Source organism: Sporosarcina soli (assembly GCF_042655805.1).
Taxonomy (GTDB): Bacteria; Bacillota; Bacilli; order Bacillales_A; family Planococcaceae; genus Sporosarcina; species Sporosarcina soli.
Genome location: NZ_JBHSNO010000018.1, coordinates 55,031 through 76,466, shown reverse-complemented (window position 1 = coordinate 76,466; position 21,436 = coordinate 55,031). Strand labels below are relative to the sequence as shown.

The 21,436-nt window shown below is 40.6% G+C and carries 18 protein-coding genes; 15 read left to right on the top strand and 3 right to left on the bottom strand.

Annotated elements, in window-relative coordinates:
* The first annotated feature begins 60 nt into the window (after positions 1-60).
* The 13 genes from ACFPRA_RS23455 (at position 61) to ACFPRA_RS23395 (ending at position 16,319) form a co-directional block, all read left to right on the top strand.
* A complete protein-coding gene (locus tag ACFPRA_RS23455; protein ID WP_381440181.1) occupies positions 61-906 on the top strand; it encodes a TetR/AcrR family transcriptional regulator in 846 nt (281 codons plus the stop codon).
* 132 nt (positions 907-1,038) lie between these two features.
* Positions 1,039-2,781 (top strand): sulfate adenylyltransferase, encoded by a 1,743-nt coding sequence (locus ACFPRA_RS23450; RefSeq protein WP_381440178.1) that lies wholly within the window; start codon positions 1,039-1,041, stop codon positions 2,779-2,781.
* Between the two features lie 171 nt (positions 2,782-2,952).
* A complete protein-coding gene (locus ACFPRA_RS23445) occupies positions 2,953-5,184 on the top strand; it encodes an S-layer homology domain-containing protein (RefSeq protein WP_381440176.1) in 2,232 nt (743 codons plus the stop codon).
* Positions 5,185-5,429: 245 nt separating this feature from the next.
* Entirely contained in the window at positions 5,430-6,023 is a 594-nt protein-coding gene (locus ACFPRA_RS23440; RefSeq protein WP_381440174.1) for a glycerol-3-phosphate responsive antiterminator, read from the top strand.
* 425 nt (positions 6,024-6,448) lie between these two features.
* Positions 6,449-7,741 carry an ABC transporter substrate-binding protein gene (locus ACFPRA_RS23435; RefSeq protein WP_381440172.1) on the top strand — a complete coding sequence of 431 codons (1,293 nt, stop codon included), beginning with the start codon at positions 6,449-6,451 and terminating at the stop codon, positions 7,739-7,741.
* A 60-nt stretch (positions 7,742-7,801) separates the two neighbouring features.
* Positions 7,802-8,632: an HAD family hydrolase gene (locus ACFPRA_RS23430; protein WP_381440170.1), complete on the top strand. Its 831-nt coding sequence runs from the start codon at positions 7,802-7,804 to the stop codon at positions 8,630-8,632.
* 51 nt (positions 8,633-8,683) lie between these two features.
* The gene (locus ACFPRA_RS23425) at positions 8,684-9,769 is read left to right on the top strand and encodes an ABC transporter ATP-binding protein (protein ID WP_381440168.1); all 1,086 of its coding nucleotides are present in this window, start codon (positions 8,684-8,686) and stop codon (positions 9,767-9,769) included.
* Positions 9,766-10,707 carry a carbohydrate ABC transporter permease gene (locus tag ACFPRA_RS23420; RefSeq protein ID WP_381440165.1) on the top strand — a complete coding sequence of 314 codons (942 nt, stop codon included), beginning with the start codon at positions 9,766-9,768 and terminating at the stop codon, positions 10,705-10,707. The genes ACFPRA_RS23425 and ACFPRA_RS23420 overlap by 4 nt, the downstream gene beginning before the upstream one ends.
* Before the next feature lie 15 nt (positions 10,708-10,722).
* Positions 10,723-11,547, top strand: coding sequence for a carbohydrate ABC transporter permease (locus ACFPRA_RS23415; protein ID WP_381440163.1), 825 nt, complete (start codon positions 10,723-10,725; stop codon positions 11,545-11,547).
* A 36-nt stretch (positions 11,548-11,583) separates the two neighbouring features.
* On the top strand, positions 11,584-12,294 hold the full coding sequence (locus ACFPRA_RS23410; RefSeq protein ID WP_381440161.1) for a glycerophosphodiester phosphodiesterase: 711 nt from the start codon (positions 11,584-11,586) through the stop codon (positions 12,292-12,294).
* Positions 12,295-12,330: 36 nt separating this feature from the next.
* Complete coding sequence (locus tag ACFPRA_RS23405; protein ID WP_381440159.1) at positions 12,331-13,302, top strand: glycosyltransferase family 2 protein; 972 nt, start codon at positions 12,331-12,333, stop codon at positions 13,300-13,302.
* A complete protein-coding gene (locus ACFPRA_RS23400; RefSeq protein WP_381440157.1) occupies positions 13,283-13,660 on the top strand; it encodes a GtrA family protein in 378 nt (125 codons plus the stop codon). The genes ACFPRA_RS23405 and ACFPRA_RS23400 overlap by 20 nt, the downstream gene beginning before the upstream one ends.
* Before the next feature lie 13 nt (positions 13,661-13,673).
* Entirely contained in the window at positions 13,674-16,319 is a 2,646-nt protein-coding gene (locus ACFPRA_RS23395; RefSeq protein WP_381440154.1) for a YfhO family protein, read from the top strand.
* A 20-nt stretch (positions 16,320-16,339) separates the two neighbouring features.
* Here the strand turns inward: ACFPRA_RS23395 and ACFPRA_RS23390 are convergent, their stop codons facing one another.
* Positions 16,340-17,182: a metallophosphoesterase family protein gene (locus ACFPRA_RS23390; RefSeq protein ID WP_381440152.1), complete on the bottom strand. Its 843-nt coding sequence runs from the start codon at positions 17,180-17,182 to the stop codon at positions 16,340-16,342.
* A 149-nt stretch (positions 17,183-17,331) separates the two neighbouring features.
* Entirely contained in the window at positions 17,332-18,654 is a 1,323-nt protein-coding gene (gene speD / locus ACFPRA_RS23385; RefSeq protein ID WP_381440150.1) for an adenosylmethionine decarboxylase, read from the bottom strand.
* Positions 18,655-18,884: 230 nt separating this feature from the next.
* Here speD and ACFPRA_RS23380 point away from each other — a divergent pair, with 230 nt between their 5' ends.
* Positions 18,885-20,156 carry a saccharopine dehydrogenase NADP-binding domain-containing protein gene (locus ACFPRA_RS23380; RefSeq protein ID WP_381440146.1) on the top strand — a complete coding sequence of 424 codons (1,272 nt, stop codon included), beginning with the start codon at positions 18,885-18,887 and terminating at the stop codon, positions 20,154-20,156.
* A 133-nt stretch (positions 20,157-20,289) separates the two neighbouring features.
* On the opposite strand, the gene ACFPRA_RS23375 is transcribed toward ACFPRA_RS23380, so the two are convergent.
* Positions 20,290-20,616 (bottom strand): hypothetical protein, encoded by a 327-nt coding sequence (locus tag ACFPRA_RS23375; RefSeq protein WP_381440144.1) that lies wholly within the window; start codon positions 20,614-20,616, stop codon positions 20,290-20,292.
* 287 nt (positions 20,617-20,903) lie between these two features.
* On the opposite strand from ACFPRA_RS23375, the gene ACFPRA_RS23370 reads away from it, so the two are divergent.
* Positions 20,904-21,413, top strand: coding sequence for a hypothetical protein (locus ACFPRA_RS23370; protein WP_381440142.1), 510 nt, complete (start codon positions 20,904-20,906; stop codon positions 21,411-21,413).
* Positions 21,414-21,436: the final 23 nt, after the last annotated feature.

Below are 21,436 nucleotides of genomic sequence, written 5' to 3'. Positions count from 1 at the left end.
TACTAATGACTGAGTGGTCAATTGTCAATGAATACACGGGAAAGTAGGGTAGGTAAAATGATGAAACGAAAGCTAATATTGGAAAAGGCATTGGAACTTTTTGCGGAAAGAGGCTTTGAAGCAACTTCAGTCCAACAAATAACGGAGCGTTGTGGTATTTCTAAAGGGGCTTTTTATTTATCGTTTAAATCAAAAGATGAATTAATTTTGGAAATGATCGACTTTTTTATGTCTCAATTAATCTCTGACATTGACCAAGTAGTCAGAGAGGTTGAGTATAAAGACGAACGATTGTATAAATTCTATTACACGGCATTTCATTCTTTCTATAAACGTTCAGATTTCACGAAAATCTTCATGAAAGAACAACTACACTCTTTTAACAAAGAGCTGATCATGAAAATACATAAATACGATCAGTTGATGGAAGATATCATCTTATCCATGGTGGAACGATTATATGGGGAAGAGATCGAACTTATCAAATTTGACTTGGTTTATATCATTAAAGGCTTCCTGAAGACCTATTCGGAGTTTTTCATTTTCTATCCATATCCATTGGATTTGGATTTACTTGCCAAATCACTTGTTGAAAAAACCAATTTGCTTGCCAGACAGACAACAGTCCCGTTTATTTCACAGGAAATCGTCCAGTTGTTAAAGCGACCCACAAACGAAGTGGAGTCAAAAGATGAGATTCTAGGGATGTTAACACAGAAAATCGGGGAATTGGAAGAGTCCGTTGAAAAAGAATCCTTGATCTTATTAAAGCAACAGGTGCTGGAGGAAACTTACAGTTATGCAATAGTAAAAGGATTATTGGGTAACATACAGCAACATCCACATTGTAAATGGATTTCTTATGTCCTGCGGAATTACTTTGAAAGGGAAGGCGACATGCAATAAATATGTCGTCTTTTCAGTTTAATTCCGAATATTGCTCTTTTTTTAATTGTTTAAGTATGATAATATTCAGATAATGGGATGTGCTTCCATAATTAGAAATATTGATAGACAATTTGAAGGGGAGGGAATGGGATGTTAAACGTTACAGAGAAAAGTGCGTTTTCAAAATATCCACAGCAGCCTCATGGCGGCAAATTGGTCGACAAAGTGGTGGTTGGTCAAGAACGAGAGGAAGAATTGATTCGGGCGAAACAGCTTCCGACAATCATGGTAGATATGGAAGCCGTCATTACACTTGAAATGATTGCAACGGGTGTTTTGTCTCCGAATGAAGGCTTTATGAACGAAGCTGATTACAATTCCGTTCTGACGAAAGGCCGTCTCAAAAATGGGCTGATCTGGCCGGCACCGCTTAGCTTTGCTCCGATTGGGAATCGGAACAAAGAGATCATCGAGTCACTTTCAATTGGGGATGAAGTGACGTTGGCTAATGAAAATAATGATCCTGTCGCCATTCTGACAATCGAAGATATTTTTAAATATGATAAAGATCATCGTGCATCCCATCTGTTTGGTACGACGGACCGCAATCATCCTGGGGTGGATGCGATTTTCCGACGTATGGGAGACGTCGCTTTAGGCGGCCCGATCCGGTTATTGCAGCGTGTCGATTGGGGACCATTCGAGAAGCTTCGTCTGGAACCGAAAGATACATGGCATACCTTTTATGAAGAAAAGAAATTCCGGTCTGCTGCAGGATTCATCACGGGGGCGAATCCATTGCATAGAGGCCATGAATATATCCATAAGAATGCATTGGAAGAAATCGATGGCCTATTGCTACAACCGTTGGTGGAGATGGCGAAGCGGGAATATACACGCCATGAATTCCGCATGTTGTCTTATCGAAGTGTGCTAGATACGTATTATCCAAAAGGCCGTTCGATTCTAGCTCCATTGCGCGTAACATATATTTTTGCAGGACCGAGGGAAACGGTTTTACATGCATTGATCATGAAAAACTATGGCTGTACGCACGCGCTCATTGGGCGGGACCATGCGGGAATCGGAGACTATTATGATAAGTATGCAAGTCATAGTATCTTCGATGAATTTAAACCGGAAGAGTTAGGAATTGATATTCGTCTGTTCCATGAAGTGTTTTATTGCACACGTTGCGATAGTCCGGCTACTGTTCAATCCTGTCCGCATGATGAGCGGTTCCGCATCAATATTTCAGGTACAGGGATTCGGGAAATGCTTCGTCATGGAATCATGCCGCCGAAGGAAATTGTGCGCCCAGAATCGGCTCGCATTGCGATCCAAGGCGTGCAACCGAAAGGGCTCGATGAGGCTGGACGGGCTATTTCGCCGGCTGGGAAAACATTGAAAAGTATTTTCCCATACTATTTGGAAAGAGCGAGGCTCGGTGGACCAAAACGTCTTCAACCATTGACGGTAGAAGAGTTGACGAACCTCGATTTGGAAATGGCCAACTTGGATGTCCGCGCGAATGCTGACCGGATTTATCGAGACATTTTTGAAGAATATAGTAGTGTCGGTGATACGAATCGTAGCTTGCAGCCTGAATGGGTGGCAGATGCTCGTGAAGCATTGCGCGGGCAACAACAAATGGTCATTCAGGATCTAGAGCAGAAAGTTGCCATGGCTCCACTTACTGCATCAGATGAGTTCATGTACCAGGATAAGGAAGAGGCACAACGCGAATTGGAAGTGGCAAAACAGATCTTGTCGGATATTCCGAAGGTGCTCACGGAGGAAGAATTGCAATATCGTACATGGAATCTTCTACCGTACAATCGTTATCGCGGTAGTGATGAACCAGAAGCGCAACAAGATGATACCGAAAAGTGAATCACTCCACTTGAACAACATCCGCCGATTGACTCTCCAGTCGGCGGATGTTGATATGTTTTTTCGTTATTGTGGAATGTTCTTGTCCACATCACCATATAGTCTATATGGTAGTTTACATTTCCAAAATTTGTTGTATGATTGAAAGAGATTTAATTTAGGAGGGATATTTTGGATAGGTTTAAGAAAGTTGGAATTCTATTAGGCTCTTCTGTTTTATCACTAGGAATGTTTTCATCGGTTGCAGGTGCTTCAACGCCGGTGGATGGACAACCAGAAAGGGTACAAATTCAAGTCGCTGCTACAGACACGGTGTTTACGAAAGAGGATTTAATTAAAAAGTTTCGTGAGTTTTTTCCAAAGCAGTTTGATTTCTTAACTACTGATGATTTTCAAATGAGTAATCCCCACATTTATCCCAATGATGATACGTTGCGCCATGAATTGTATTTCTCCAAAACGGTTAATGGCAAAGACATTTACGGGAGTGTAGGTTTTGTTGGAAAAGATTTAGATATTGAGAATTTTTATTATCAACCTGCCGATATAACAGAGGCTTTGTTCCCTGCGAAGGTTTCCAAAGAAGAGGCGCAGAAAAAAGCTGAGAGTTTTGTGAATAACTTTTTGGGCGGCAAGGGCTATAAACTTGAAACAGACACATATAACTATTATCCGCAACAAATCTTAACAGAACCGATTCGTTACTCCTTTTCTTTTGCCCGTACGGAAAATGACGTTTCCATTGCCGATCAAAGAATGGAAGTATCTGTTCTCGGGAATGGAGAAATCGTTAGCTTCTACAAAATGTCAACACAGTCGAAATCGTCTACTTTTGACGATGTCAAACAAATAAAAGAGAACGATGAAATGGTAGCGAAAGTAAAAGAACAACTTTCAGCAGAGTTGAATTATCAAATTAACTATGATTACGCAACGGGTGATCGCAAAGTTCAGCTCGTATATCAGCCGACATCTAAATTGCAAGGCGTTCATGCGATTTCAGGTAAATGGTTAACGCCGAACGGCTATGTAGAAGATTTTCCAGAGAAAACAAAAATTGAAATGTTAGCAGAAAATCCACTTCCGCCAAAACAGGATGGAATAACGGTAGACGAAGCGAAGAAAATTGCGGAAAAGTTACTTGCTGTGGATTCCGATAAGGTAAAGTTAAACATCAACTCTATCCATGAAACGGAAAATTATAATGGACAAGAAGTGATCAGTGTTCAATATATGTATGAATATGCGCGTGGCGGAAGCGGCACGAACTTAGACATTGATAAGCAGACAGGTGAAGTCATTCAATATAGCGATATAAAAAACCATTTGTTGGAAGAACTTGGAGAAAAAACTGAAAACAAAAAGGCGATCTCCCAGCAGGACGCGATTGCCAAAGCTGTCAGTTATGCAAAGGAATGGGTTCCATCCTATCTACACGATTATGCGATGCCTGTAGATGATCCTTATTTTGAAGAATGGCAAGGTGGATATTACGTTACTTTCCCGAGAATCGTCAATGGCATTGTCGTGATTGGGGATTCCATTAGTGTAGGCGTCTCAGCTGATGGCTCTTTAAATAGCCTACATGTTAATTATCAAGAGACAGAAAACTGGCCTTCTAGCGATCAAGTAATCTCTGAAGAAGAAGCCAAAGCGAAGTTGGAAGAGGCACTTAGCCTCAAACTGACGTATTTGAAACACGCGAAAAACGAAGACAAAGATCATTATGATCTCGTCTATGTGCCTGCATTTAACGGAGATTCGTATAGTTATTTAGATGCCAATACAGGGGAATGGAATAATTTCTTGGATGATAAAAATTCAGTTTCCATTTCACATCCTTGGGCAGAAGATGAACTGAATTATCTAATTAGCGCTAAAATTTTAGATGTAAAAGATCCTGAAAACTTTAATGCAGATGCTTCGATTACAAAAGGGGAAGCATTGAAAATTATTATGAATTCACTCACTTATTTCTATGATGGACCAGGTTATTATGGAAGAGAAAACGTAAAACAAACGTTTGACAATATTGACCCGAAACACCCGTTGTATAATGTGGTTGAACGTGCGGTTGGGGCAGGAATCATTCAAACGAACAGCAAGAAGTTAGATGTCGATTCACCAATCACAAGAGAAGAATTAGCAGTTTGGTCTATCCGCGCGCTAGGTTTTGAGCAAGCCGCCAAAAAGAGTAACATCTATAAACTAGATTTTAAGGATGCTGATAAGGTTCAAACAGCATACACGGGATATGTTGCTCTAGCAAGCTCCTTGGGAATCATTGAAGCGGATCAAGATCAGTTTAATCCAACACGGGAAGTAACATACGCGGAGTTGGCAGTTTCAACGGTTCGTCTGGCGCACGAAATCGCTGAAAATGGAAGAGGTTTACGCTACTAACAAGTAAGAATATGGATTCTATTTAACCCCCTTCACCGTAAAAAAAACGGTGGAGGGGGTATTTGTTGTTCTTGTCAAATAGTATTGAAATTGAAAAGAGTTATTGTTCAACTTTCTATTAAGATTATTGGTTTACTGAAACCCCGCGCTTCATATACACTTAAATAGAATGGACGCTATGGCGTTTTCTATGGAAAGGATAACGGCATTTGATACAGAGTGCGGTGGAGAAAGGGCGGAGAAGTTTGAAAAGAAGTAAAGATGAACTGGAATTCTTTGAACGTTTGGAGACATATAAAAAAATCGCCGCTATTAAGACACCAAAAGGGTTGGAAGAGGCTATTAAGTATAAAGATCGGATCAGTGCCGTCTTTTTACTGATGGGGAATATTTTAACGATTAAAAATTATGTGGAGCTCTTTCAAAAAGAAGGATTGCCTGTTTTTGTCCATATTGAGAAAATCGGTGGGTTAAGTATCAATAGTGAAGGTCTTGATTTTATCGCCAATTATATAAAACCACTGGGCATTGTGACAACCAAACCGAATGTCATTTCAATGGCTAAGAAAAGAAAGCTGATGACGGTTCAACGTATATTCATGATCGATACGGAAGTGTATGATTATGCCAAACAGATGGACAAAGCGGAAGTGGACCTGATTGAAATCATGCCTTCCCGACTTCCGCATGTCATTCAATCGCTTAGCAGGGAAATGGACACACCTTTAATAACAGGAGGATTGCTAACGGAAAAAGAACATGCGCAAGAAGCGTTGGCATGTGGTGCACTAGCTGTTACGACATCCAGTTCGAATGTTTGGAAAGCAGATTTAACTTAAGCCTCTGGTGGATGTCACAGATTTTGAAAGGAGTTAATTGCGAATCGAACGGCGAAGGGTTCGATTTGCCTTAATTTCTGCGTTCTTTGCAGAAATTAAGGCACCGGCCATTAGAAAGAGCAACTCAGAATCTGGGCGCAATTGATCGAATTAACCTTTTTGGAAAAAAGATGAGTGCCTTAACAATTCATAACATTACCATTATACTTCCTTAACAATTCAACTGTACGATAGTAAGTGAAAAGTGAATAGCAAATAGAGTCTATGTTGAGAGACCTCAAATACAATCGGATGTTCCGATGTCTTTGGGGTCTCTTTTTACTTATAGAAAAGGGGAATGATAGCAAATTTGAAAATGAATGAGAAGCATTAACACTATCTAGTCAAATCCAATTTTCAAAACAACTATTACGGGGGAATTCTACATGAAGAAAACAATGATGCTACTGTTCACATTTGCAATGATGATTTTCCTAGCAGCTTGTCAATCTGGAGAGAATGAAGAAAACAATGGAAACCAAGCGGAAGCGAGTGATAATCGAATCGAGATTACGTATTGGTATGCTTTTGGAGATAAAATTGGTGAAAACAATGAAAACCTCGTGAAAATGTTTAATGAATCTCAAGATAAAATTCGTGTGAAAGCGGAATTTCAAGGAAATTATCAAGATTTACATTCCAAAACACAAGCAGCATTCGCGGCTAAAAATGCTCCTGAGGTGACATTGAATGAAATTGCGTCCATTGGTGTCTTTGCCAAGTCTGGCATGACAGAAGATTTAACACCGTTTATTGAGCGAGATAAGGTAGATATGGATGATTTTATTCCGGGATTGATGGGGAATTCGTATGTGGACGGCAAACTTTATGGTCTACCCTATTTGCGCAGTACGCCGATCCTCTATTTAAATGCAACGATGTTGGAGGAAGCGGGTCTTGATCCAACAGGTCCGAAAAACTGGAAAGAGTTTGAAGAATATGCACGTGCACTGACAAAAGAGGGTGAGCGTGTCGGGATGAGTTTGCCAGTGGATATTTGGTTCTATGAAGGATTGGTCGCACAAAGTGGCGGACAGATGATTTCGGATGACGGCAAGAAAGCAGAGTTCAATGGCCCGGCAGGTGTTGAAGCACTTGAGTTCTGGAAGAAGTTGTCTGATGAGGGTGTCATTACGTTCCAAGGTGGAGAAGGCGGGGCTGATGTCGCATTGCAGGATTTTGCCAACGAGCGTTCCGGAATGCGTTTTAACTCGACGGCTGGTCTCTCTCAAATGTTGATGCTTGCGGAAGAACAAGGATTTGAACTGAATGCGGCCTTTATGCCTGCGAACGATAGTTACGGGGTGCCAACTGGTGGAGCCAATCTGGTCATGACTGCAGGTCTTGAACAGGAAAAGAAAGAAGCAGCTTGGGAATTCATCAAATGGATGACGGCTAAAGAACAAACAATTTATGCAAGTTCGTATACAGGTTATTTGCCTAGCCGTCTATCTGCTGTTGAATCGGATGAGATGAAAAAATTATACGAAGAAAAGCCGCAATTCAAAGTAGCGGTCGATCAATTGGAATATGCACGCCCAAGACCAATGGAACAAGCTTATCCTGAAATTGCAATGATTCTTGCAGACGAGATTGCCAGAACAATGCTTGAGAAGGATTTAAAACCTCAAGATGCATTGGATAAAGCCGCTGAAGAAGCAAATAACTTACTGAACTAAGAACAGAAAAAGGGGGAGAAAAGAATCCTGTTCTTCCCCTTTTTTGAAAGGGTGACAATTATGGAGTGGTTGAAAAAGATTAAAGTCATCATATTTGATATGGATGGCACATTATATCAAGACTATACTTTTTTAGGGCGTTATGTGAGGCATCTTCTACAAGATGTTTTACCTCAAGAGACCATCGAAAGCAAAGTGCGCGAAGCCTATGCCATTTTGGAAGGGAACCATATAGCTCGCCTTGGTTATTTTTACAATCGTGAAAACCAAACAGTATATGCGCATCAGAATATGCAGTTGACTAAGTCGTTTCAGTGGAATGGCGAAGAAAATGAGGATTTGGATCAACAGCTTGAACAACTGTCCTATATCGGAGATCCTTGGGGAATTGCCATGTTGTATGCGATCCAACATGGTATTGATGAACAAAAAAGGATGAGGGCATTTCACCAAGTACGTGAAGAAATGCTTACTGATCCCTATGAAATCTTTTGCCATCATCCCTTATTTGTCGCGATTTCCAAATTACATGTAGAGAAGAAAATTTTAATGACCAATACGCCTGAACCGTCAGGACCTGAATTTGTGAAGCATTTGAATATTGAACAGTTATTTGATGAGTATGTGTATGGAGCAGAAAAGCCATATGGAATCCAGTCCACTGTTGAAAGATTGCTTAAGGAAGGTTATGCGGCACATGAAATCTTATCAATTGGTGATAATCCATGGAATGATTTGCATCCCGTCAAAAAGAGTGGTGGAAAAACTTGTTTAATCACGAAGTATGCATACAGCGACCCGACCGAATGGGATATAAGCGTTCGTACAATTGAAGAGCTGACGGAGTTTTTACAAGGCCAAGCTGAACTACATCTGGTGCAAGCGCACTAATACGTCACAATAAATCTTGCAAAAATCCATTGTTAAAAGGAGTTAGTACGGATGGCTGAAATCAGATTGAAAAATGTATCCAAAATTTTTAAAGATGAAAAAGTCGTGAAGGATATTGATATAACAATCAAAGATGGCTCTTTCACAGTGATCGTTGGTCCGTCGGGCTGTGGGAAATCGACAACGCTACGGATGATTGCAGGACTCGAACGTCAGACGAGTGGTGAGATTTGGATTGGCGATGATTGCGTGAATGATACAGAACCTGGAAAAAGAAACATTGCAATGGTTTTTCAAAATTACGCATTGTATCCGACGATGACGGTGAGAGGCAATATTGAGTTCGGGCTGGTCAATAAGAAAATCCCGAAGGAAGAACGGGAGAAACTAATCCAAGATATTTCCGAAATTGTCGGTTTGACAGAGTACTTAGATCAAAAACCACAAAATCTATCGGGCGGTCAAAGACAACGGGTGGCACTTGCTCGGGCGATGGTGAAGAAACCGAAAGTATTTATCCTCGATGAGCCACTTTCCAATTTGGACGCGAAGCTCCGTGGGCAAATGCGTATCGAACTCATCCAATTGCATAAAAAGTTGGGGACGACATTTGTCTACGTTACCCATGACCAAGTCGAAGCGATGTCAATGGGTGATGAAATCATCGTCTTGAACAAAGGAACGGTTCAGCAGATGGATAGCCCGATGAATGTCTATCATAATCCGGAAAATGTTTTTACGGCAGAATTCATCGGAACGCCTGCCATGAATATCTTTGCCTATGAAAAGGTGAAAAAACATTTGCCTCCCCTCATTGGTAATGTCGGTTTTGTCGGATTCCGCCCAGAGCATGCGCTGTTAGAACGGATGGAAAATGGAAGCGGATCTATGTTTTTGAGGCTTGCGAGCAAAATCATCACGATGGAAACACTTGGAGCAGAAACGATTTATACAGTCGAAAATGCAGCTGGAAAAATGAATATTAAAAGCTTTATCGAGCCATTCGACAACATTCAGGAAATTACCGTAGCCATTCCTTACGAAAAACTCTATTATTTTGACGAACAAGGCAAACGGAATCATGGCGCGGTTATGGAAAGATTGGAGCCGGTATTGGTAGGAGGGGCGAAAGCATGACACGCAGTAGCGCAAATCCGATGACGGAGGTCATGCCACGACCAAAAGTTCGTAATAATGTACGTTCTTGGACGCGGAGCAGTGTACGGCCGTATGTCATGATTGCTCCGGCAATCCTTGTCTTCAGTTTGTTTTTCATCTATCCAATTGGCTATATGATCTATTTAAGTGTGCTCGATTGGAACTTTGTCAGCCCAGTCAAAGATTTTATCGGATTGGCTAATTTTAAAGGTCTATTTCAGGAACAGAAGTTTTTAGAAGTGATGAAAAATACATTCATGTACACTACGTTGACCGTATCCCTCACGATCGTCATCTCTTTGCTGATCTCTTTGTGGCTCAATAAACAAGGCAAAGTGTATGCATTTGTTCAAGGGGCATTATTCAGTCCACATATCATCTCGCTCGTATCGATTTCGATGCTTTGGATGTGGCTTATGGATAGCAATTATGGTCTGTTGAATTGGTTTTTAAATCTGTTCGGGATTTCCAATGTCCCGTGGTTGACGAGTCCGAGCACATCGCTCCTATCTCTCGTGATTGTCGCAGTGTGGAAAGGGATTGGCTTTAATGCGCTCATTTTTATAGCGGGGCTTCAAAGTATTCCGAAGGATATCTATGAAGCGGCTGAATTGGATGGCACAAGCAAAGTGCGGACCTTTTTCAAAATTACATTGCCGATGTTGTCACCTACTTTGTTTTTCTTAACAATTATCGGCATTATCAACTCCTTTCAAGTATTTGAAACAATTGCGATTATGACGCAAGGTGGACCATTGAACTCGACAAATACATTTGTTTTCTACATTTATGAGTACAGTTTCAGGTTTTTCAAAATTGGCTTTGCTTCGGCTGCAGGGGTTGTGTTGCTCGTTATTATTAGTTTGATGACGATCGTCTATTTCAACATTCTGTCGCGTCGCGTCCATTATCAGTGAGAGAGGAGACGAAAGATGAAGGCCTCTACTATTATTAAAGTCATTAACGGAATCGGCTTATTGCTTGTCGTTTGTATTTTTGCACTCCCTTTTGTTTGGATGATTTCCACTTCGTTTAAGTCACTGGGAGAAACGCTGACATTTCCACCTAAATGGATTCCGAATCAATTGCTATGGGAAAACTTCGCGAAAGCATGGAATTCAGGACCCTTTTTAACTTACATTACCAACAGCATCATCGTGTCGATTAGTATTTTGATTTTACAATTTGCAACGATTATTCCGGCCGCTTATGCGTTTGCGAGATACCGGTTTAAAGGGAATCGATTTTTCTTTGGTCTAACGATGATTACCTTGATGATTCCGACACAGCTCATCTTTCTGCCAGTCTATCTGCAAATGAGCAAGTGGGGACTGCTCGATACACTTTGGGCGCTAATCCTTCCGTTTGCATCTAGTGCATTTGGTATTTTCTTACTAAGGCAAACCTTTAAACAAGTGCCGGAAGAATTATTGGAAGCGGCGCGTTTAGATGGGGCGAGTGAATGGAAAATTATCTTCAAGATTATGGTTCCCATGGCAAAGCCGACACTTGTTACCTTTGGGTTGTTCAGTTTTATCACCCATTGGAATGACTATTTCTGGCCGCTTGTCATGACAACAAGCGATGTTGCTCGCACGTTGCCACTTGGGATTACGATGTTGCGGGAAGTGGAAGGCGGCGCTGCATGGAACATCATTATGGCAGGGAATATGATGTTGGTCCTTCCGATTCTTATCGTGTTTTTCTTTGCGCAACGTCAAATTATCCAAGCATTCGTCTATACAGGCGTGAAGTGATGAATAATTGTAAAAAAAAGAAATGAGGGAAATCATATGATTACATGTATTGCTCATCGAGGTTGGTCAGGAAAAGCGCCTGAAAATACAATGGCTGCATTTGAATTGGCGTTGAACGAGCCGAAAATTTATTCGATTGAATTGGATATTCACCTTGCGAAGGATAATGTTCCCGTTGTCATACATGACTATACAATCGATCGTACGACGGACGGTAAGGGGTTCGTCTCCGATTATACGGCTGAAGAGTTAGCGGCATTTGATGCAGGCCAATGGTTCAGCCCCGAATTCAAAGGGCAAAACATCCCAACGCTTGAAGAAGTCATCGAATTGGTTAAGGGCAAAAAGAAGCTATTGATTGAATTGAAACAAATGGGTGCCCGCTATCCGAAAATGGAAGAGAAGGTTGTAGAGCTTATTCAAAAACATGAGTTGCATGACGAAGTTGTCATCATGTCATTTGACCATGAATCCGCTAAAAAAGTAAAAGAGTTGGATGGGAATATTGAAATCGGGATTACATTTATCGGTCGTCCTACTATGCTGGAAGAACAACTGGCGTATACAGGGGCCACTCATTTATCGCTTCATCACGGCTATATGACAGAAGAATTTATGGAGCAGCTGAGGCAGTTGAATGTAGAAGTAGGCGTATGGACTGTTGACGATGCTGAATCAATCGATCGTATTCAAAACATCGATCCAACGATTTTTATTACAACGAATCACCCGGTGCTTCTCGTCTGATCATGCTGTGCAAAATAAAAAGCGGTAGGTGAAATGATGAAACAATTGACAATTTCATTTATTATCCCTTCTTACAACGAAGCGGCAAATCTACAACATTGCCATAAAGCGATTTATGATGAAATGAACAAGTTGTTTTACGATTATGAAATCCTATTTATAGACGATGGAAGTATTGATCGGTCCATGGAAATCATTCAAGGATTGTCATTTGATTTCCCAGAAGTAAAATATGTTTCCTTTACAAGGAATTTTGGAAAGGAAGCAGCCATCTTAGCGGGGTTGCAACATGCCACAGGAGATGCAGTCATTATGATGGATGCTGATTTACAGCATCCAGCGAGTATGATTGCGCAGCTGATCAAAGGATTTGAGGAAGGCTATGACCAAGTTGTCGCGAAGCGGAATCGACAAGGGGATGCCCGATTGAAAACGTTGTTGGCGACAACTTATTATCGTTTCGTGAACAAAACGATTGACGTAGAATTAAAGGATGGGGAAGGGGATTTTCGATTACTAAGCCGCAAAGCGGTGGATGCGCTGCTGTTGCTTAGTGAAGGGAATCGCTTTTCAAAAGGTCTCTATTCGTGGATCGGATTGGAACAAAAGACGATCTCCTATGAAAATGTTGTCCGTGAACAAGGGAAATCGAAGTTCACTTTCCCGAAATTATTGAATTATGGCATCGATGGCATTGTTTCTTTTAATACGAAACCTTTAAGATTTTGTTTTTACATGGGTGCTTTGACGGTTATCTTATCTCTTTTCTATATTGCCTTTTCATTTATTCAAATTACGCAGCAGGGGATTACTGTCCCAGGTTATTTCACAACGATCACTGCGGTGTTATTGCTGGGAGGTATTCAGCTGATTTGCCTGGGGATTATTGGGGAATATATCGGACGCATTTATAATGAGACGAAAAAACGGCCACATTATTTGGTAAGACGGTCAAATGTCCAGCCGGGTCTAGAAGAGGAAGAGTCTTATGCCGTTCATCGATCGTGAATTCATCAGATTCGTACTGGTCGGCGGTGTTAATACAGTCGTCTACTATACAGTGTATAGCCTTTGTCTACATATCATAGAGTGGCATTATTTCACGGCCCATATGCTGGGATTTGCGATTAGCTTGGTGGGATCCTTTTTTCTCAATACCTTATTTACGTATAAGGTGAAGCCGACGATGACAAAATTTTTGAAGTTTCCTTTGACGCAACTTGTCAATATCGCAACATCTGCTGTGCTTCTTTTTCTTTTTGTCAGCTATTTTCAGATGAATAGCAGCATTGCACCGATTGTTGCAGTCATTTTTACCATACCGATCACATTTTTAGTGACGGGTAAAGTGTTGAAAACAACATGACAAAGGAGATTTTATGATTTCCAAAAAAGTGAGAAAGACATTCAGCAAACCATCTTTTCTACTAGTAATCGGTAGCTTGCTTATAGCGATTACTAGTCATTTGTTTTTTCTTATGGAATGGACCGAAGGCAGATATATGACTGGACCTGGCGATGGTCTTTCACAAATGCTTCCGTTCAAACAATTGTTATATCAGGAATATGTGAACGGAAATTTCTTCTACTCAGCCAATTTCGGTTATGGGGGAGGAACATTATCACAACTTGGTTATTATTTCTCGACGTCAATCTTTTTTCATCTGACTGTTCTTATAACGTTTATCCTGGTCAGTGTACATATTTTGCAAGAACCGACTTTGTTTTATTGGGCGGATAGTTTGCTTGTGATTAGCATCATTCGGGTGACGCTTATTATTGTGGTGACTACACGCTACTTCCGTTTTATGAAGTTGGATGCCATTCCGGCTTTTATTGGTGCTTCCGTTTACGGGACGAGTGTTATTTACTTTAGACATGTGACGTATTGGGAGTTTTTTGCGGATGCGATGGTTTGGCTGCCTTTATTGCTGTTCGGGGTAGAAAAAATCATACGAGAACAAAAGTTGGGCTGGTTTATTTTTGGGGTTGCCATTAACTTGATGGATAATTTTTATTTTTCCTATGTCAATTTTCTATTGTGCTTGTTTTATATAATAGCCCGTTGGATTATTTCGTTAGAGCGTAATGAGGTCGGTAAACTACGGCAAACTCAGTTGTTTTTGGTAGGTGGAGTTGCGGGATTGGGCATTAGCGCGATTTTTTTCATCCCATCCGTCTACGGATATTTACATAATTACAGGCCGCCCTATGAAGGGTCTATCTCCCTATTTGAGGCTGTCGACAATCCATTGCTGAATGGAAGAGTGATTGTTCTTCCAGCGTTTGTGGTGCTGTGCATCTTTCTCTTTTCCTTTTACCGCAATCGGTTATTCCGGTTGTTTGCCTGCTTGACGATATTGTCGACGATTTTACATTTCAGTCCGCAAATCGGCAGTATGTTCAATGGCTTTTCCGCTCCGCAATACCGTTGGGAATATTTTTTATCGCTGATGGCGGGCGGGGTAGTTGCCGCGGCGCTTCAGATGATCAAACAGGTGAAGATGCGTGAACTAGGCATTGCGCTTATGGCAATGGCACTTGTATATAGTGTGTCATTTATCGTTGATCCTAAGCTGTCGATATCTTCTTGGAAGGGTGGCTATTTAGCTATTTCTGCGGTGATTGTCAGTTTTTTGCTCATTTGGTATGGATGGAAAAGAGATCGTCTCAGTCATCTGTTACTAGCCTTATCCATCGCCCTGACGAGTGTCTATGTCGCGAATATTTTCCAAGAAGTAAAGCTGTCGAATGCAGGAAATGTAAAGGATTCATCGCGGAGCTATATGATGAGTGACGCGTACAACGGTGAAGACCAACGTGAGTTGATCCAGCGGGTTCAAGCACAAGAAAACGATCCGAACGCCCGCATCGATTGGATGACGGATACGAGGAATAATACCCCGATTGTTCAAGAGTTTAAAGGGATGAGTGTCTATTCCAGTATTTTGAATGAACATTTGTTGCATTTTTACTTATTCGATTTGGCCATTGATATGGGGAGGGAAAGTGTCAGCCGGTATGCTTCACTTGGCGACCGTGCTAATCTTTACAGCATACTTGAGGGTAAATATATGATCGCCCATAAAGATCAAACTTCGATCCCTTATGGATTTGAAAAGCTATTTACGTCTGGTGATTATATTGCCTACAAAAATGACTACATCCTACCATTTGTACGAACGACCGATACGGTTTTCAGCGAGAAGGATTTCAACCAAACATCGCCAATCGCAAAAGAAAGAGCGATGTTGGATGGCATTATCCTAAAAGATGCACCAAAGGGCCAGCAGGAAGTGATAGATAGCCCCAATCTGATTGACCAAGTATCGTTCCAAGCGGTCGGCGGTACGTATGAAAATGATCTGCTTGAAATTACGGAAGAAGAAGGCGGTTTGGATTTACTGATTGAAAATGGTGAACAAACCGTAGGTGATTATTACGTATCGTTTTATTTGAGAAGTGTTAAAAATAATCGGGGTTCTTCAGAAAGTCCCGATGAACTATTTTTAATGGTAAATGAGTATGAAACGTCCAGAAAAATAAATAAATCCATCTACAAAACGAATGTAGATGACTTAACAATTCGAGTGGCCAAAAATGAGCGAATAGCAATTCGTCTGCCAAAAGGAAGGTATCAGCTAAAGGATTTGAAGCTTTATGAAGAAGATTATACATTGTTGAGAGCGGTCAAAGAACGAAGTAATTCGGAGCCTGATGTACCCGTCAAGTGGGAACGGAATACGGTTGAAATGACTTATGACAATCGAACGGGTCAAACGTATATGGCGCTCCCGATCCCTTTTGAAAAAGGATGGAATGTCTATGTAAATGGACAAAAGAAAAAATTGCATCAGGCCAATTTTGCATTTATCGGCATTGAATTGGAGGATGGGATGAATGATATCAAGCTTGTGTATTATCCGCCTTACTTTTTTCTAGGTCTCTTCATTACAGGCCTCACCTTTGGATTGTTGTTCATTTTTTCACGAAGAAAAGTAAACAAAGAAATTCCCCTTCACTGATCGGAGGGGAATTTTTTTGCTTAAGAAAGTGCCTCAGCTGGTAACAATGAAACTGTACATGCACGGTCTTCAGCATCACCACGGGCATCCGGTTGGTGCTTATAATGATTAATATGATTGTAAATCGTTGCCGCATGATTACTCAATGCATCATCGGCAATGTCAATTGCTGTAATCACGATTTCATCTTCTGTGATTTCGATCTGGCGGAAAGCTTGCTGATCTAGACAGGCAGATGTTTGTACGAATGTCCAATTTTCGATCTGTTCGATGGAATCGATATGCGTATGACCGTTAAAATAAAGACCTACGCCGTCTTTCTGCTCTAAAATCTCCCACATATCAATGCTCGGATGAATGGAACCTTTGTCGTTCTCGGATCGTTTCGTTGTGTGGTAGACAGGGTGATGGCCGAAAACAAGCAATGGTTTTGTGCCTGATGCTTTGACGATGTTTTCAAACCAGTGGAGTTGTTCCTCATCTACCCATCCGCCCCAATCTTCAAAATCCAATTCTTTTGCAGTATCTAAGAAAACGAATACGGCTTGATCTGTTGTCAGGGAATGGTAGCGGGATTGCCCGGTCAGTTCGAGCACTTCTTGACGCGTCATGGAATATAAATCATGGTTGCCAAGCGTATGGTAAAAAGTTTTATTGTCCCGGGACAATAGAGCATACACCTCCTGCAATTCCGAAGCATGACCGAAATTTGTCAGGTCTCCGATGGAAACATAGAAATCCGCATCGATGTTTAAAAAATGACCTATCAATTGCTCGTAAAACGCATCGCGTGCTTCAAGCAATCCAGGAATCGTTTCGTCGATAGACGGATAGTGTAAATCACCCATTAATACAATCTTCAAGAGAATGCTCCTTCCGATATGGTTATTTGTTGTGGAAAGATAATAGCTGCATGACAACATTACTATCTTCTGTTTTTATTTTAAGGTGTATTTATGAAGAGGTTGTAGGATTTTTGAAAAGGGTCGGTAAAAAATTAGAATTTATATGACTAATATATGTCTTTTATTTCCTTTTGGTAAAGTTCATGCAATTTTAGGTTTGTTTCGCTATTTACAATTGCAGTTTCCTGCACGGATAGTAATTCTGGTGGAATTTGAAACATGGCTTCCATATTGGTAGGGAGGGCTTGGTGAGGGACAGAGATTTCGGGTATTGTTCCTATGGATTTTTTTTGTGTTGCTAAATGAAATCCCCATAAACCGAATGAAGGTACAGTGACGGTGTACGCCAGAGTATTCAAGCCAGCACTTGTCATGGTTTTTGCAATACTCCAAAATACTTGTGGTGTATCCTCCGGTGAGTTAGATTGGCAAACTAATGCACCGTCAACGGCTAAATGCTTGGCGATTTTGTCGAATAATTCTTTGGTATAGAGAGAACTCAGAATTGGGTCGACGGGATCAGGAAAGTCGATAATAATCACATCATAAGGTTGCAGTTCCTGCTCTATATACTTCTTGGCATCCTCGGAATGTACAGTTAACCGATCATCCAATAATGAACGATTGTTCTGGGCGACTAACGCTGGTTCATTTTTGGCAAGGTCAACAATCAGCGGATCAATGTCGACAAGATCTACATGTTTTACATTTGGGTACTTCAACACCTCCCTTAAAGCCAGTCCGTCCCCACCGCCTAGAATGAGAACACGTTCGTGCGATTGTGCAACCTCCATTGCTGGAAAGACCAATGCCTCATGATAATGTCTCTCGTCCAGCGAACAAAACTGTAGCTCTTGGTTTAAATACAAACGAAGATCATTCGCTTCAACTAATAAGATGTCTTGATATTGACTTTCTCCATGATAAAGAACATTGTGTTTTCCTAGCGCAATTTCTTTCAATTGTATCAAGTCCCAATCATTTCCTTTATTTTTCTGTAATTGGAATATCGCTTTGGAATCAGCCTTTTTATCTTTGGAGACGTTGGATGAAAGATTGAGTTTTCTCATGATAGGTTTCGTGTGGGATTCATCCCCTCGATTGAGCTCGAACACAGCTGTTCGCTTAGCTTGCATTTTAGTAAGGATTTCTTCTAATGCCGGCCAGATATCCTGATTTCCACAAGTATATAAATCCAACGCAGCGTAACCATGTTCTGGCCATGTATGAATTGAAATATGTGAAGTGGAAATACCAATAACCCCTGTCACCCCTTGAGGTGTAAAAGAATGAAAATGAGATGATAATATCTCCATCCCTAACTGCTTAATTGCCTTCGTTAGCATTACCTCTAATTCTGCTGCGTTATTAAGAATTTCTTTCTGACAATCAAACGCATCGATTACGAGATGTTGTCCATTTGTATCCATAAAATCACTTCTTTCTATTATTGTGAATGAGCTGTTAGTGGTATGAGTTTCTATGCTTATTCAACCATTCTAAAATTATGTTATGTACAAGTTGTCAGAAGGCTTGTGCACATTACTTAATTTAGAAATAATGAATCGAAAAGAATGCTATTTTATACGGTGATGGACAACTGTCTCCGCTTACTCACTTTCAACTACATATAGTAAAAAAAAGTAGAAGAGGCGTTGAAATGAAAGAGAACCGTACAGTGATTACCATTCTGGGGAGTAGTGGGGGAGTTGCGAAGTCCATACTTTCTATTTTAAATAAATCAGTTACTGACAAAAAGGATCCCATCCACCACATCATTAGGATTAGTAGAATTCATTTAATCGATAGTAAGCAAAAAGATAAAGCTTACTACCATCGTTTGTTTCCCGATTTGAAAGAGCGTATTGTATTACATCAATTTGACCTTAATGACAATCAGAAATTTGTCAATCATCTTAAACAAACGAAAACATCACTTGTTGTTGACGTTTCCTGGGCAGATACGGTTGAGATGCTGCAATGCTGTGATCAATTGGGCGTTAACTATGTAAATAGTGCATTAGAAAATACGATGGTCGATGAGAACGAAGAGTTATATGAGGGATTTGGTTTAATGGAGAGGCTAAGGCATGTGGAAAAACATAAAGACAAGTTAGTAAATGCGTCTGCCATAATAGGTTCTGGGATGAATCCAGGCGTCGTTCAATGGATGGCGATTGAACTCTTGAAGACAGATTCATCGGACGAGCTTCCGCTTGGATGTTATATTGTAGAGCACGATACGTCCTTTTATAGAGATAAGAAAGTGGCGGAAGAGAATGTTATTTATACAACTTGGTCGCCAGAATGTTTTCTAGATGAGGCCATTTTAAGCTATCCAATGTTTATGAAAAATCATGTTCCACTCTTCCTGTATGAAAAGGTTTATGATGTGGAATTTAAGGTGACGTTAGGGGACAAGAAGTTTTATGGATGCTTAATGCCACATGAAGAAGTCTATACTTTAGGCAAATTATACGACATGGAAGGTGGATTTTTATACAAAATCAATGAACATACAACGGAGATAATCCGTTCAAATATTGATGACTTGGATAAATTATGGGACTTTGAAATGAAGGTTCTCGATCCGCTTGATGCGCCATTGGAAGGCGAGGATTTAGCGGGGGTACTTCTCGTTTACCAGGACAGGGAACGATATATGTACAATGTGTTAAATAACGATTTCATCTTTTCTAAATACAAAACAAATGCCACCTATTTTCAAGTAGCTTGCGGTATCTATGCTTCTTTATCCGTATTGCTATTAGATCAAATTCCGAAAGGAGCTTATTATGTAGATGAACTTTTGTTGAATACCAATAATCGCTTTGGAGATTATTTGACTTATTACATGACAGATTTTGTAACAGGTGAAAATGAGCATTCGGACGGCCTTTTGCATCAACGGATGAAAATGCTTCGTAACTAGTCGATAGTAAACAGCGGATTGCGTTAAGTGCCCATATCTGCCCACTGATCTAAAGAAAACCCACTCTCTATAAATGAGAGTGGGTTGTTTTGGGAACATCCTATTATAATTACATGCTTACCTTACATAAGTGTCATTTTTTCTTATCATCATTTTTCTTCGCGTGCTCCTTCTTCTTATCTTTTTTCTTCTCCTCAACCGCCTTCACTTCATTTTCAGTAGTATCGGTATCAGCTTCAGTCGCTTCTGTTTCAGCAACGTCATTTTTAGCAGCGTCTGTTTCAGCAGCAAGAACAGCTGCAACAGCAGCGGCGGCAGCAGTAGCAGCTGCTGTTGCAGAGGCATCAGCGTCTGTTTCAGCTGCAGCAGCAATCCCAGCAGCAGCGCCAGCAGCTGCAGCGGCGGCAATCGCAGTAGTAAATGAAACCTCTGAATGTTTTGCCTTTTTTCCTTTTGGCACACAAATCCCACCTTTGATGTAGAGTTTTATATCACTATCATTGTATTCAACATTTTACGAACTGTGTCAGCAATAACTAGAATAGACATTTATCGCACCTTACCGCATGACTGTACATAATCATATAGAAAAGCGTGACTACCAAACTGTTAGCAGTCTCTTTCAGGATAACAACCAATAAAGTTCAAGCATTTGGCCTATTATTTTGAATTAGGCAATTGACCATTACACGATCATCCCAAGACACATATAGATAGGAGGATACTAAAAATGGAGGTTAGAAAACTATGAATAAGGAAATGCTACTTTCATTAGTAGATAGAGTCATTAAAGTCGACAGGGGCGGACCTGAATCCAGATATGGCAAGCTTCTTGCGGCAGAAGAAGATCACTTTATCTTGCTTACTGAAGATGATGGAATTATTTACTATAATACACACCATATTAAGAGCTTAACTGTTAACGCGAAAAATGAGGTGAAGCTCGATTTTGATATTCCTAGGGGCTTGGAGTATGTAAAAGCTGAAAATTTTAGGGGTGTTGTGGAGAAATTAAGATATCGTTGGGTAAAAATTAACCGCGGTGGACCAGAAACACTAGAGGGTGTAATGGACGTTGTAAATGATGATTTTATAACTATTGTCTCGAATGAAGAAATTGTGAATCTCTCTATGTTTCATGTCCGCAACATTAGCTACGGAGTCAAAGTTGAAAAAGCAAACAAAGGTAAGGGAAATAATCAAGAAAAGGGAAAAGAAAACAATAAACAAACGAATGCAAAAAAGGAAAGCGAATAGTTTATGAACCATTCGTCGCTTCT